General features: G+C 67.0%; 16 protein-coding genes. 7 read left to right on the forward strand and 9 right to left on the reverse strand.

Annotated elements, in window-relative coordinates:
- The first annotated feature begins 146 nt into the window (after positions 1-146).
- Both CDN38_RS13370 and CDN38_RS13375 read left to right on the forward strand, forming a co-directional pair.
- Positions 147-1,172, forward strand: a complete 1,026-nt coding sequence (locus tag CDN38_RS13370) for an LpqN/LpqT family lipoprotein (protein WP_099318996.1) — start codon at positions 147-149, stop codon at positions 1,170-1,172.
- 77 nt (positions 1,173-1,249) lie between these two features.
- Positions 1,250-1,600, forward strand: a complete 351-nt coding sequence (locus CDN38_RS13375) for a hypothetical protein (protein ID WP_075509295.1) — start codon at positions 1,250-1,252, stop codon at positions 1,598-1,600.
- A gap of 81 nt (positions 1,601-1,681) precedes the next feature.
- On the opposite strand, the gene CDN38_RS13380 is transcribed toward CDN38_RS13375, so the two are convergent.
- Positions 1,682-2,290, reverse strand: coding sequence for a YqgE/AlgH family protein (locus tag CDN38_RS13380; RefSeq protein WP_099318997.1), 609 nt, complete (start codon positions 2,288-2,290; stop codon positions 1,682-1,684).
- A gap of 99 nt (positions 2,291-2,389) precedes the next feature.
- Here CDN38_RS13380 and CDN38_RS13385 point away from each other — a divergent pair, with 99 nt between their 5' ends.
- The gene (locus tag CDN38_RS13385; protein WP_233027189.1) at positions 2,390-3,718 is read left to right on the forward strand and encodes an MFS transporter; all 1,329 of its coding nucleotides are present in this window, start codon (positions 2,390-2,392) and stop codon (positions 3,716-3,718) included.
- Positions 3,719-3,729: 11 nt separating this feature from the next.
- Entirely contained in the window at positions 3,730-4,503 is a 774-nt protein-coding gene (locus tag CDN38_RS13390) for a TIGR03084 family metal-binding protein (protein ID WP_075509294.1), read from the forward strand.
- 125 nt (positions 4,504-4,628) lie between these two features.
- Here CDN38_RS13390 and CDN38_RS13395 read toward each other — a convergent pair whose 3' ends face one another.
- Positions 4,629-4,949: a DUF2710 family protein gene (locus CDN38_RS13395; protein ID WP_099318998.1), complete on the reverse strand. Its 321-nt coding sequence runs from the start codon at positions 4,947-4,949 to the stop codon at positions 4,629-4,631.
- 57 nt (positions 4,950-5,006) lie between these two features.
- Entirely contained in the window at positions 5,007-6,239 is a 1,233-nt protein-coding gene (locus CDN38_RS13400; protein ID WP_075509293.1) for a DUF5631 domain-containing protein, read from the reverse strand.
- An 80-nt stretch (positions 6,240-6,319) separates the two neighbouring features.
- On the opposite strand from CDN38_RS13400, the gene CDN38_RS29430 reads away from it, so the two are divergent.
- Positions 6,320-6,463 carry a hypothetical protein gene (locus CDN38_RS29430; protein ID WP_180276324.1) on the forward strand — a complete coding sequence of 48 codons (144 nt, stop codon included), beginning with the start codon at positions 6,320-6,322 and terminating at the stop codon, positions 6,461-6,463.
- Between the two features lie 4 nt (positions 6,464-6,467).
- On the opposite strand, the gene CDN38_RS13405 is transcribed toward CDN38_RS29430, so the two are convergent.
- The 6 genes from CDN38_RS13405 to CDN38_RS13430 all read right to left on the reverse strand — a co-directional run bounded on the left by CDN38_RS13405 (position 6,468) and on the right by CDN38_RS13430 (position 10,501).
- Positions 6,468-6,773, reverse strand: a complete 306-nt coding sequence (locus CDN38_RS13405) for a DUF2694 family protein (protein ID WP_075509292.1) — start codon at positions 6,771-6,773, stop codon at positions 6,468-6,470.
- A gap of 7 nt (positions 6,774-6,780) precedes the next feature.
- Positions 6,781-7,098: an ESX-1 secretion-associated protein gene (locus CDN38_RS13410; protein ID WP_075509291.1), complete on the reverse strand. Its 318-nt coding sequence runs from the start codon at positions 7,096-7,098 to the stop codon at positions 6,781-6,783.
- 39 nt (positions 7,099-7,137) lie between these two features.
- Positions 7,138-8,406, reverse strand: coding sequence for a DUF4226 domain-containing protein (locus tag CDN38_RS13415; protein WP_099318999.1), 1,269 nt, complete (start codon positions 8,404-8,406; stop codon positions 7,138-7,140).
- 62 nt (positions 8,407-8,468) lie between these two features.
- Positions 8,469-8,831, reverse strand: a complete 363-nt coding sequence (locus CDN38_RS13420) for a DUF4226 domain-containing protein (protein ID WP_075509290.1) — start codon at positions 8,829-8,831, stop codon at positions 8,469-8,471.
- 45 nt (positions 8,832-8,876) lie between these two features.
- Positions 8,877-9,698, reverse strand: a complete 822-nt coding sequence (locus CDN38_RS13425) for a C40 family peptidase (protein WP_075509289.1) — start codon at positions 9,696-9,698, stop codon at positions 8,877-8,879.
- The gene (locus tag CDN38_RS13430; protein ID WP_075509288.1) at positions 9,695-10,501 is read right to left on the reverse strand and encodes a helix-turn-helix domain-containing protein; all 807 of its coding nucleotides are present in this window, start codon (positions 10,499-10,501) and stop codon (positions 9,695-9,697) included. Before CDN38_RS13430 ends, CDN38_RS13425 begins: the two co-directional genes overlap by 4 nt.
- Positions 10,502-10,645: 144 nt before the next feature.
- Here CDN38_RS13430 and CDN38_RS13435 point away from each other — a divergent pair, with 144 nt between their 5' ends.
- Together CDN38_RS13435 and CDN38_RS13440 are read left to right on the forward strand one after the other, a co-directional pair.
- Positions 10,646-11,062, forward strand: a complete 417-nt coding sequence (locus CDN38_RS13435; protein WP_075509287.1) for a WhiB family transcriptional regulator — start codon at positions 10,646-10,648, stop codon at positions 11,060-11,062.
- Between the two features lie 84 nt (positions 11,063-11,146).
- Entirely contained in the window at positions 11,147-12,529 is a 1,383-nt protein-coding gene (locus tag CDN38_RS13440) for an acyl-CoA dehydrogenase family protein (RefSeq protein WP_075509286.1), read from the forward strand.
- The last annotated feature ends 12 nt before the right edge of the window (positions 12,530-12,541 follow it).

Consider the following 12,541-nt stretch of genomic DNA (forward strand, 5'->3'; position numbering starts at 1 on the left):
CGGCCACGGGTTGGTCTCGGTTGCGTTGCACACCGGTCAGAGGTTCATCCCAGGTCGATTTCGGCACTATTGGCGCCTTTAAGAGTTCGTTAAATTCGCTCGATGACGGGCATTGCCGCCCGAGTAGTTCGGAGGGACCGACGCACATGATCCACATCGCGCGTACCTGGCGGGTTTTCGCAGGGGGCATGGCTGCCGGTTTCGTCGGCGTCGTACTCATGGCGGGCGGGAAGGCATCGGCCGAACCGCTGTATCCCCTACCGCCGCTCCCCGCGCCGGTTCCGGTACAACCGGCGGCGCCGCCCGTCCAGAATCTCACCGCGGTTCCCGGCGGTGTCAGTAACAGACTCGCCCCGGTTCCCGCACAGGCGCCGGCACCCGCCCCGGTGGTGTCGGCGCTACCCCCGGCGGTCGTGGCGCCGACGCCGCCGGCGGTGACGCCTGCCGTAACCGGGACGTTGCGGGAGTTTCTCCAGGGCAAGGGGGTCAAGCTCGAGCCGCAGCGGTCGCAGGGGTTCAAGGCGCTCGACATCACTTTGCCGATGCCGCCTCGATGGACTCCGGTGCCCGACCCCAACGTGCCCGACGCCTTCCTGGTGATCGCCGACCGGGTCGGCGGTAACAGCGTCTACACGTCCAACGCGCAGGTGGTGGTCTACAAACTGGTCGGCGACTTCGACCCGGCAGAGGCCATCACGCACGGCTTCGTCGACAGCCAGAAGCTGCTGGCGTGGCGGACGACCAACTCGTCCTTGGCCGACTTCAGCGGCTTCCCGTCGTCGATCATTGAGGGCACCTACCGCGAGAACGACATGACGCTGAACACCTCGCGCCGCCATGTCCTTGCCAGTTCGGGGGCTGACAAGTACCTGGTGTCGTTGTCGGTGACCACCGCGGCCTCGCAGGCGATTGCCGATGCGCCTGCCACGGATGCGATCGTCAACGGATTCCGGGTAACGGCTCCCGGGGCGGCCGGTCAGGCGCCCGCGCGCGGGGGAGCAGCGATCGCGCCCGCTCCGCAGGCTCCCAGCCAGGCGACGCATTCGGCACCGGTGGCAGCCCCCGCTCCGCAGGCGACGGCACCCAACGTAAATCCCGCAGCACCGTCACTGCCCGGGGTGACCACCACGCTGCCGCCGCTGGTCACCTTCACACCCGTCCCGTCGCGCTGAGTCCTGGCGCCGCTGACCGATCGGCGTCGGGCGGATCGGGTCGGGCGGACGCACCGGCGAACTCGTATTGTGAGCCCATGCTGATTGCGGGTGTGCTGTGCGTGTGTGCGGCGGTGGCTTCCGCCGTCTTCGGGTTCTGGTCGCTCTCTCACACCCGCACCGCCGATCCGACGCAGCTGGCGCTGCGCGCAATGGTACCTACCCAGTTGGCGGCCGCGCTCATGCTGACCGCCGGAGGTGTCGTGGCACTTGCGGCGGCTGCGCCAACGGCTTTGGTGATGATGGTTGTTTGCGTGGCCGGCGCGTTCGGCACGCTGGCCACCGGCTCATGGCAGAGCGCCCGCTACGCGCTGCGCCGGGAGGCTGCCCGAACCAAGTCGGCTGATTGCGGCGGCGATTGCGCGGCCTGCACGTTGTCCTGCCGATGAATTCGGCAGCGGGCGGTCGGTTCTCCCGACGCGTCATCCGGGTTGCCGGACCCGCGGAGTCGAGCGTGGCTTGGTCTTAGCTTAGTTGCGGCTGAGGTCGATCGGATGGGTAGCCAGCAGCGAAAGCGGTAACGGCTGCCGCCGCAAGACCTGCCCCCACAAGTCGGCTCTCGGCGGAACCAAGACGTCAGATGGCAACGCCGACAACACAATCCAGTCATCGCGTTCGATTTCGCCTTCGAGCTGACCGATAGTCCAGCCCGAGTACCCGGCGAAGATCCGCACACCTTCGACCACCGGCGCAAGCAGGTCGGGGTCGGCGTCCAGATCCACCATCGCCATTCGGCCCGCAACATGGCGTAGGCCCGGCACCCCGTCCGGATCCGCACCGACCCGCAGTACGGCCAGGCACAGGGCGGCGTCGCGCTTGACCGGGCCCCCGATGAACATCGTCTTCGGTTTGGCAGCGAGTTTGGCCCACTGCGGCAACACGTTGTAAACCGCTGTCTCACTGGGTCGGTTGAGCACCACACCCAAGGTGCCGCCATCGTTGTGCTCGACGATGTAGATCACGCTGCGCCGAAAGGTCGGCTCCAGCAGATCGGTGTTGGCCAGCAGCAAAGTACCCGCTCGCACACGTTGTGCGGCGGGTGCCATGTAGTCTTCGGGATCTTCCTGCGGCGCCACCACACCATCATCGCACTCACCACAGCATCACCGGGCCAAACAAGCGCGGTCGGCAGATATTTGTACTGTGATTGGGTCGGCACAGCGCGAAACCAGCATTGCCTGCGCCCGATCGTGGAAGTGGGTTTTGTGATTCGCAGCCAGACGAAAGCCAGTGCACCGGTCGCACTGTGGCGGTCGGTACGTGCTCTGCCCGACTTCGGGCGACTGCTGCAGCTTCGCATAGCGAGTCAATTCGGTGACGGTCTCTTCCAGGCGGGACTCGCGGGAGCACTGCTGTTCAATCCGGACCGGGCCACCGACCCGATGGCGATCGCACGAGCTTTCGCGGTGCTGTTTCTGCCCTATTCACTGCTTGGCCCATTCGCCGGAGCACTGATGGATCGCTGGGATCGGCGGCTGGTGCTCGTCGGCGCCAACATCGGCCGGCTGGCCCTCATTGCCGGGATCGGCACAATCCTGGCGCTTCGCGGCGGGGATCTTTTGCTCCTGATCGGAGCGCTATTCGCCAATGGTTTAGCGCGGTTCGTGGCATCGGGCTTATCGGCATCGTTGCCCCATGTGGTGCCACGCGAACAGGTGGTCACGATGAACTCGGTGGCCACTGCGTCGGGCGCGGTCGCGGCCTTCCTGGGCGCGAACTTCATGCTGTTGCCCCGCTGGCTGGCCGGCGGCGGCGATCACGGTGCCGCCGTGGTGGTCTTCAGCGCCATTGTCCCGGTGCTGATTGCGTTGCTGCTGTCGTTGCGGTTCGCCCCCCGGGTACTCGGTCCGGACGACACCAAGCGCGCGATCCATGGGTCGGTCGTGTACGCGGTGGTCACCGGCTGGCTACACGGCGTGCGTACCGTCGTGCAACAACCGACGGTTGCCGCTGCGTTGTCGGGCTTGGCCGCACACCGGATGGTGGTCGGCATCAACTCGCTGTTGATCTTGCTGCTGGTCCACCACATGAAAGATGCGGACGTCGTGGGGTTCGGCACCGCCCTGGTGTTCTTCGCCGCCACGGGTCTCGGGGCATTCCTGGCCAACGTGTTGACCCCGGTCTTGATCCGGCGGTGGGGGCGCTATGCGACGGCCAACGGCGCCCTGATCGCGGCCGCGACGATCGAAATCGCCGGCGCCGGCCTGGTGATCCCGATCATGGTGGCATGCGGGTTCCTGCTGGGGGTGGCCGGCCAGGTGGTCAAGCTGTGTGCCGACTCCGCGATGCAGATAGACGTCGACGACCCGTTGCGCGGGCACGTGTTCGCGGTCCAGGATGCGTTGTTCTGGGTCTCCTACATCGCCTCGGTTACCGTGGCCGCGGCGTTGATTCCAGCCGACGGGCACGCGCCCGCGTTCGTGTTGTTCGGCTCGGTGATCTATTTGACCGGGCTGGTGGTTCACAGCATCGTTGGCCGACGGGGCCAGCCGGTCAATGGCGACTAAGGGAGGTACTGATGGCGGGTCCGGGTTCGATCGTCGCTGACCTGCGGGCCGAAAGCGACGACCTCGATGCGCTGGTGGCGCCTCTTCCGCCGCAGCGATGGGCCGAGTCGACACCGGCACCGGGCTGGACCATCGCACACCAGATCGGCCACCTGTTGTGGACTGATCGGGTGGCGCTCACCGCGGTCACCGACGAGGCCGGGTTTTCCGACGTACTGACCCAGGCGGCGGCAGATCCTGCCGGCTTCGTGGACGCCGGAGCCGAAGAGCTCGCGGCCCGGCCGCCGGGCGAGCTGCTCGACGACTGGCGGATGACGAGGGGCCGGTTGCACGATGCGCTGCTGACGGTCGCCGATGGCCGCAAACTACCGTGGTTCGGGCCACCGATGAGCGCGGCGTCGATGGCCACCGCGCGATTGATGGAGACCTGGGCGCACGGACTCGACGTCGCCGACGCCCTCGGTGTCAGTCGGCCTGCCACCAACCGGCTGCGCTCCATAGCGCATCTCGGTGTCCGCACCCGGGACTACGCGTTCTTCGTCAACAACCTGACCCCGCCGGCCGAGCCTTTCCGGGTGGAATTGCGCGGCCCTGACGGTGACACCTGGTCCTGGGGGCCGGCCGATGCCGCCCAGCGCGTCACCGGATCCGCCGAGGATTTCTGTTTCCTGGTCACCCAGCGGCGAGCGTTGCCCACCCTCGACATCACCGCGGTAGGGGAGGACGCGCAGCGGTGGTTGACGATCGCTCAAGCCTTCGCCGGCCCGCCCGGCCGCGGGCGATGAGCGCGCGCCAGCGCGCGAAGAGAGCCGCGGCCCATCAGCCCGGCCGCGGGCGATGAGCGCGCGCCAGCGCGCGAAGAGAGCCGCGGCCCATCAGCCCGGCCGCGGGCGATGAGCGCGCGCCAGCGTCAGTGCAGCGAGCCGCCGTAGCGTGCCTGGTTTTCGGCCTCTGCTTCCTCCCGCAGCGCCGCGATCGCGGCGTTCAGCCTATCGGCCAGTTCTCCGTGGGAATAGCCGGTCATCACGCCAGGATGCAATCTCAACTTGAGCAGCCGCCCATCCGAATTGGCAATGGCGTGAATATCTCCCAGGTCCACGCTGTAGGTGACGGTTTCCGCCTGTGCGACAACTGCTTCCCACTTGTCGGCCGCCTCGCTTAGCTCACGAAGAACCGATTCGACGAGGTCCTTGTCGCTCAGTTCCGCGCGATCACCAGACCCCGGCACCAAAACAGTATGTCGACGGCTCTAACCAGCGTCAATTCAATCGTCCGCCAACTTGATCGGCTATTGGTTGAGTTCGCGGAACCAGGCGAAGTGATAGTTGGCTGATACCGGGTCTCCGGTAACCCCGCTTTCGGTGGCCGCCAACAACATACAGTTGAGCAACAGCGCGGTATCGACGTTCGGGTACTGGGCCACGACCTCATGCCGTGCGGTATCGAGATGCACTCGCAGCAGGTCGATTTCGTCTTCGCCGACGCCGCCTCCGGCGGCCGAGGCCTGGGCCAGCAGGTGCACTATCCGCGGCAGTCCGTCGCGCCAGCGGGTAGCCCCGCTCAGCTCCGATGCCAGGTTGTCCAACGTCGGTAATTCGCGCGGCTTCGGCGAGGACGTGGTCGGAGTGAAGTCACTTGTCCAGCCCAAGATGTCACCGGGGCGATAGGTTGCCAGGCGCGCCGTCGTGCCAATCAGCTTGGCGACGCCGCCGCTGCGGCGCTTCGGCTCCAGCAACTGGACACCTTCCGGGAGCATGACCCCAGGAGGTACCCAACCGTGGGCCAGGTCGGTGACCAGTACCGTCATCCCGTCCGCGCGCTGCCCGACCGCCCAGTTCAGCCGCGGTTCCTGACGAGCCACGAAGGTCAGGAGCCGCTGCAGCCGTTCGTCGTCGGATTCGGGTGCGGCCACGCCCCGCGCCGGCGTCACCGACTCGGCCACAGCGACCTCCGCTTCCGGAGGTGCGGCCTGTCGGACTTGTTCCTTCTCGTGGGCGGCCGGTTGCTCTTCCTCCGTGGCGTCCTCAACGACAGGAAGCACTCGGGTGCTCGCCAGGTCTCCTGTGGCACCCGGCTCCTCATCCTTGATGGCGGGGAGCACCCGGGTCCGTTCCAGATCCGTCCCGCCCGAATCAGCGGTGACCGGCGGACTCGCGGCGACGGGCGGCGCAGGCTGTCCGCGGAGTTGCCGCAGTGTCGACTCGACTCGTCGCACCGCTCGCGCGCGGGCCTCGTCGATCACCGCGGCTTCGGCCGCGCGGCGGGCGGAATCAAGCATCACCGCTGACCTGAGCGTCCTCAACTCGTCGTTGGCAGAACCGACGATCCGGTCTAAGTCGTCTTTCAGATACGCTGCCAGCGCGGCGGTTTCGGCATTGTTCGGCGACAGCTCGACGGGCCAGAGCCCGCCGATCACCCACGGGGTGCAATCGGGGGGAGAACTGAAAGCCGGAATCGTGAGGGATTCTTCCGTCGCTCTCCGCAGGCGCTGGCGCGCCGTCCGCCTGCCGAAGATCCCCACCGGCTAAGCGTACCGGGACTGCGAGAGCCGCTGCAGATGCCTGAATTGTGCCGGCTCCATGGCCTGGGTAGCGTAAAGCCATGGCTGATTCTGCGCTGCAGCAGCAACTCGACGAGGTGCGGACCTTACTGTCCCGCGCGCGAGAGTTGTTCGGCGCCAATCCCATCGAACCGCCCACCGATATCGTCCCAGATCCTGAGACGGCCAGGCCCTGGATGCTCTAGAGCGTCACCGCCGGCGCCGGCGCAGTTGGTGCGCCAGTAGTTTCTCAATCGCCGCGTCGAGATCTTGGTTGGTCGGGACGCTGGGGGACGGCGTGTGCCCGGCCGCGATGATCTCGTCGCGTACTTCCAGCAAGGCTTTGAGGCAGGAAACGTCGGCGGTCAGCAGGATGCCCTCGGCCAAAGTCTCGGCATCGGTATCCATGGCGCCCTCACTCAGCGCGACGCTATGCATGTAGCCACCACGACAGGAGCGAACCAGGATGTGCCCACTGGGATGGACGGTGTCGAAGGCAGGATTGGCGTCCGTCATCGTCCTGTCATCGATCGGGGTCAAAGACTCTGCTGAAGTCCCGTGCCGCGTCTTGGTCATGCCGTTCCCACATGGCGGCCGACGTCCTCAGGCTCTGGGCGATATCGGCATGGTCATCGGCTTGCTGCTCGTAACACTGGCGCCGCAACTCGAGGAGTTCCCGGCCGGCGCCCCGAAGCTCGGCGAAGATCGGCCCGAGCGACTCCAGGCTCTCCAGGATCGCGGCATGCGACGACGGCACGGTGCGCAAGTACTCCGACGTCTCCTGGTGATGGGCGGCGGCTTCACGTAAGTGCGCCGGCACCACATGGATTCGATCTGCCATCCGCGTCTCCTTTTGTGTGCCGGCGGTCAGCCGGCGGGGTCAGTATTGCGAACCGGCCGAGGGAGCGGCCGGCCGGGTCGGTGTCGGTGCGCCGGCCCGGGCCGGCCCCGTCGGAGTCGTGGTGGCGGGCGGATGCTCCCAGCCTAGGAAGCTTGGCCCGCCGATGCTGGAAACCTGTTGAATCTGGCCGTCGAGCAGTGCCTTGTTGCGGCCAAGCGCGAGCGCATGCCGATCGACGAAGAGGCCGATGTCGCCAGGTTCGAGCCGAGCCGGGTCTATCGGGTCGGTGACCGCCGTGCCCGGCGGCGGCAGGAAAATTCCCTGCTGCTGGAACGCATCTGGGATCGGCGTTCCGCCGGCTGCAGCCTTGATGGCGGCCGCGAGTTGGGGGTTGGCGGCGGTGACCGTCTCACCGTTGGGCAACGTGACGGCCGTCGGACCGGTCGGTGGCGAGTCCGGCTTGTCCGGTGATGGTTGCGCGTCGGTGTCTTCGTGGTGTTCCCGGTCTTTGGGGTCATCGGGGTGGCCGGCTGGCTCGTGGTCCGGATCGCCGGAATCCAGTTCGGGTTCGTCGCGGTCGGCGAGTCCTGGTTCAGATCCCCGGAATAATCCCGAAAGCGGAGACCCGCCCCAACCGGGGCCGGGCGTCGGCGAGGTTGCCCCTGCCGGTAACCCCGGCATCGGTAGGCCCCCGAGGTTGGGCATGCCGGGCATTGTCGGCGCCATCTGCGGCGCCGGGGAACTGGCGCCGGGCATCGGGGCCTCCCCGTCCGGCAACGCCGGATCGTCGAACCACAACGAATCGAGAAGAGGGTCGTCAGACAGCAGATCCGCCTGCTGACCGCCACCATCGCCGGCCGCGCGTGCAGGCGTCGCCGGCCCCGGCCCGATCGTCCCGGGCTCGTCCTTCGAGGCGTTGTACAGCGACGTCCACGCCGCCATCAGGGTCGCCTTGGACGTGTCGTCGAGGCTGGCGTTGGCGACCACCTCACGGATATCCCTGAGCTTGCCGATCAGGAACCGCTGGAAATCACGGGCGCCCGCCGGTGTGTCCAGATCCGATCGCGTCCGGACCGCCGCTTCGGTCTCCCGCTGAAGTTGGTTGAGCGCGTCGCGACCCTCGACAGCGGTCAGGTGTGCGTTCAGGATCGCCGAAATCACTTGCAAGTCGAGCTGCGAGCTCGCCGAATTCTGATGTGCCAGAGCGGCTTCCGCTCCCGCGATCGCGTCGGCGGCTGTTGCCTGACCGCAATCGGGCGGTACGGATGCAGATTCGCCCCGCTGCGGGCGATCACGCGACCCTGCCATGCCGCGTGACAGTACCCAGGCGCACGGGTGCCCACAATTCACCTCGGCTCGCCGGTGCGCGGCTAACCCGCGGGGCCGCCATACTGCGCCAGCAATCGGGCCAGCACAGCACTTTTGGTGCGATCCAGCTCGCGGGCGTCGGCCACGATCGCGGTGATCTCGCATTGCTTGTCGAGCAAGAATCGCTGAAACTCCCGGGCTCCGATGGGGGTGTCGACGGCGAGCTCAGCCTGGTCCGAAACGGCACGCTCGATGTCGGCTGCAATCGCGTCCAGCCGACGGATGCTCTCCCGCATCATGGCGTGTGCGCTGGCAAGAGCCTCGGCCAGCCCACGGTCGGCCTCGGCTATCGCCTCGTATTGCCGACCCAGCACCGCCTGCCGTGCCGCGATGGCATCCGGCGAGGATCCGGCTTGCTCCGACATGGGTTCAACCCTCCCATCCTGCCCGCCCGGCCGGGCGTTAATCACTCACAGCGGTCTGCGGATCTGCACGTCGCTGCCCAACCGGCTGATCCGCACCGAAGCACCCGAGTACGGCGCCTCGACGACCAAGTTGTTGCCAATCGCCATCTGGACGTGTCCCGGATGCGGAAAGACGAGATCACCGGGCCGCACCTGGGAACGCGGCACGGCTATCCCGTCGTGTATCTGTTGATAGGTCGTGCGGTCCAGGTGAACGCCCGCCTGTGCGTAGGCCCATTGGACCAACCCGGAACAGTCGAATTGGCCGGGTCCCGTCGCGCCCCACACATACGGGCAGCCCAGCCGTGACAGCGCGGCCCGCGCGGCGATCGCGGCTCGGCCGCCCATTGCCCGGCTGCCGTATCGCGACATCCGGTACCGCAGCGCGCGCAGCGCGGCCGCATGCCGTCGCGCCCGGAGGTGGGCCGACACGACATGCGCTCGTTGCGCGCGCAACCGCGCGACGCGCCGATAGATGGCCTCGCGCTGGGCCATTGGGGTCACCGGGGTCACGGCGGCGTCGGTGCGGGCCTGCTCGACGATGCTTCCGGTCAGCTGGCCAGCGCGGTCCCGGTCCCGGTGCGCATCGGCGATGACCGCGGCAACGGCCGCATCGGTTCGCGCCGCGGACAACAGGGCGTCCCTGCCGTCGTTTGCCCGGCGTTCATACCGACCCTGGGAAGCATCGATATCGAGCGCGGCGGCGCGTCGCAGCAGTTGCTCGTGATGCGCGGTCTCAGCGATCAGCGTCGATGGCAGACCACTTAGACCACGGCCGTCGAAAAGCCGATGGGCGCGGCTCAACACCTCGATTTCGGTATGGCTCACTGGTCTTGTTCTCTGCCGTTGTGGTGTGTCTGGTCCGGGCCCGCCGTGTCAATCGTCTCGGCGACCGCCATGGCGTCCACGAAGGCCCGAACGCGAGGTAGAGCTCCCGGGGGGATGACCCCTCTATTGCGGATGTCCCACATTTCGTCGGTGCTCACTCCGATCAGCGCAGCGATGACGGTTTCCGGTAGCGGCGACTGCGCGCATGCCCGATCGAATCGCGCACTCAAGCTGGTCGACATCCGCTCCAGCAGCGTGCTGCGCATGGCCTCGAGCGCCTGCAGATGGCGCATCAGTCGGTTGCTGGACTCCGAACCGGCGTTGACCGCCACCCGCCACGAGCTCGCCGCCAACATCTCTGCCTTCACGCACTGTGAGACCACGGACAGAATATACGTCTCATATTCATTTGACGTCGTCGCCGGTAGTCTGTCGATGACGGATCTGAGGGTATCGAGCTGGGCTTCGGCGTAACCCTCGAGCACATCGGTGTCACTGTGACGGTCGACCACCACGGTGCCGGGGCGTCGCGGCGACGTTGCCGCAGGGGGCTGGGCTGCCATCAGCCGCGCCAGCTCGGCATCGGGATCGGCGGCTACCAACAGCCGAGAATACGTGCCGGGAGGCAGGCCAAGCCCGTTTTCGACCTTCTGAACTGTACCTTTATGCGGCTTGCGAGCGCCCCGTTCCAAATAGCTGAGCCCCATGATGCTCACGCCCGTTGCGGCAGCCAGGTCGGCAAGCGACCAGTCGCGCGACTCGCGCAATGCGCGGATGGCCGCGCCAGCCGATTCACGGCTCACCGCAGCCTCCGGCCATAGCCGGATATTACACATGGCCGGCCTACCTACGCTTCTATATACGTTTTTGTCGCGATTCGCTTGCCAGGCCTGCGCTGGTGTGTATACGCTTTCGCATACGTTTCGGAACAGAAGGAGACGACAGACATGGCTACCCCGTGCACAGGCAACCCGGAACTGTGGTTCGGCTACCCCGACGACGACAGCGGCGACGGCGCGGCGAAGGCTCGCGCCTACGAGCGGTCCGCCACCGAGGCTCGAATTCAGTGCCTGCGCCGCTGCCCACTGGCGCAGCAACGCCTGTGCGCCGAACGGGCCGTCAAGTATCGCGAGGAGTACGGCGTATGGGCCGGTGTCAAACTTCCCGGCGGCCAGTACCGCAAGCGGACGCAGCTGGCTCAGGCTCACGAGGTACTGCGGCGGATCGCCGCCGGTGAGATCAATGCCAGACAGCTGCCGGAGAACGCTGCCCTGCTGGCGCGCTCCGAACGCGACGCCCGGCCGGTGACCGCGATGGTGTTGCACCTGCCGGCGGCGCACGTAGGCCCCCGCTCGGCGGCGTAGCGGGGGAACGCGGCCCAATCAGTTTGCTGAGTTGGCTTTCGGGGTAGATCCGGGTAACCGAGAGTTCGACTCCGAAGGCGCTCCATGACGTTCGACCTGACACCGACGGCAGCACAACACGATCTGGCCCGGCGCACGCACGAGTTCGCCGAAGAAGTGGTTCGGCCGGTGGCGCTGGATTACGACCAGCGGCAGGAATTTCCCTGGCCGATGCTCGAGGAGGCGGCGCGGCGCGGGTTCTACAGCCCGCTGTTCTACCGCGATCTGATCGGCGATCCGACCGGCCTGTCGCTACCGATGTTCATGGAGGAGCTGTTCTGGGGGTGCGCCGGAATCGGCCTGGCGATCGTCATGCCCGCGCTGGCCCTGTCGGCGATCGGCCAGGCCGCCTCCCCGGAACAGATGCTGCAGTGGGCGCCGGAATGTTTCGGCGCCCCAGGTGATCTCAAACTCGCGGCGCTGGCGATCTCAGAACCCGAAGGCGGCAGCGACGTCCGCAATCTGCGCACCCGTGCCCGTCGCGACGGTGACGACTGGATCATCGACGGACACAAGATGTGGATCGGCAACGGGGGAATCGCCAACGTGCACGTGGTCAACGCCGTGGTCGACGAAGAACTCGGCCACCGGGGTCAGGCGCTGTTCGTGGTCCCCGGCGGCACGCCGGGACTGGAACTGGTGCGAAAGCTCGACAAGCTGGGTTGCCGCGCGTCGCACACCGCCGAGTTGCGATTCAACGGGGTCCGCGTCCCGGGCGCCAACCTGCTTGGCGGGCAGGAAAAGCTAGAACACAAACTTGCCAAAGCCCGCGAAATCGTCGCCGGTGCAAGGCGTTCCAGCTCGGCGACGTTGGGAACTTTCGAACAGACCCGCCCCATGGTGGCCGCCCAGGCCATCGGGATTGCCCGCGCCGCATTGGAGTACGCGACATCGTATGCCACCGAGCGCGAGGCGTTCGGCGGGCCCATCATCGACAACCAAGGCATCGCATTTCCATTGGCGGACTTGGCAACTCAGATCGACGCCGCTCGGCTGCTGACGTGGCGGGCCTCCTGGATGGCGGCCAACAGAGTGCCTTTCGAGCAGGGCGAGGGCTCGATGTCGAAGCTGGCCGCCAGCGAGGTCGCCGTCAAGGCCACCGAACGCGCCATCCAAACCATGGGCGGCTGGGGCTACATCACCGATCACCCGGTGGAAAAGTGGTATCGAGATGCCAAGCTGTACACCATCTTCGAAGGCACCAGCGAAATCCAGCGGATGGTCATCTCGAATGCGCTCGGCGCTGCCGTCGGCACCCCGCCGCTACATGTCGTGCTCGAACCGTCCGGCGGACCGCTGAACCGGATCTTCGGTCGGGGCACACCGCTGAGATCGCGCGCCGCCGACGCCGCGCTGTCGATGCAGGACCGGCTCCCCGAACCGGTGATGCGGGCGGCCATGAAGGTGCTGCGGCCGCCGGGCCGGTGAGCCGGCGTAGGG

The organism is Mycobacterium ostraviense (genome assembly GCF_002705925.1).
Classification (GTDB): Bacteria; Actinomycetota; Actinomycetes; order Mycobacteriales; family Mycobacteriaceae; genus Mycobacterium; species Mycobacterium ostraviense.

Bases quoted from the DNA above. Each gene is read 5' to 3' on its own strand.
- CDN38_RS13375 (WP_075509295.1), top strand. From the start codon at position 1,250: ATGCTGATTGCGGGTGTGCTGTGCGTGTGTGCGGCGGTGGCTTCCGCC.
- CDN38_RS13440 (WP_075509286.1), top strand. From the start codon at position 11,147: ATGACGTTCGACCTGACACCGACGGCAGCACAACACGATCTGGCCCGG.
- CDN38_RS13390 (WP_075509294.1), top strand. From the start codon at position 3,730: ATGGCGGGTCCGGGTTCGATCGTCGCTGACCTGCGGGCCGAAAGCGAC.
- CDN38_RS29430 (WP_180276324.1), top strand. From the start codon at position 6,320: ATGGCTGATTCTGCGCTGCAGCAGCAACTCGACGAGGTGCGGACCTTA.
- CDN38_RS13405 (WP_075509292.1), bottom strand. From the start codon at position 6,773: ATGACGGACGCCAATCCTGCCTTCGACACCGTCCATCCCAGTGGGCAC.
- CDN38_RS13410 (WP_075509291.1), bottom strand. From the start codon at position 7,098: ATGGCAGATCGAATCCATGTGGTGCCGGCGCACTTACGTGAAGCCGCC.
- CDN38_RS13435 (WP_075509287.1), top strand. From the start codon at position 10,646: ATGGCTACCCCGTGCACAGGCAACCCGGAACTGTGGTTCGGCTACCCC.
- CDN38_RS13415 (WP_099318999.1), bottom strand. From the start codon at position 8,406: ATGGCAGGGTCGCGTGATCGCCCGCAGCGGGGCGAATCTGCATCCGTA.
- CDN38_RS13420 (WP_075509290.1), bottom strand. From the start codon at position 8,831: ATGTCGGAGCAAGCCGGATCCTCGCCGGATGCCATCGCGGCACGGCAG.
- CDN38_RS13370 (WP_099318996.1), top strand. From the start codon at position 147: ATGATCCACATCGCGCGTACCTGGCGGGTTTTCGCAGGGGGCATGGCT.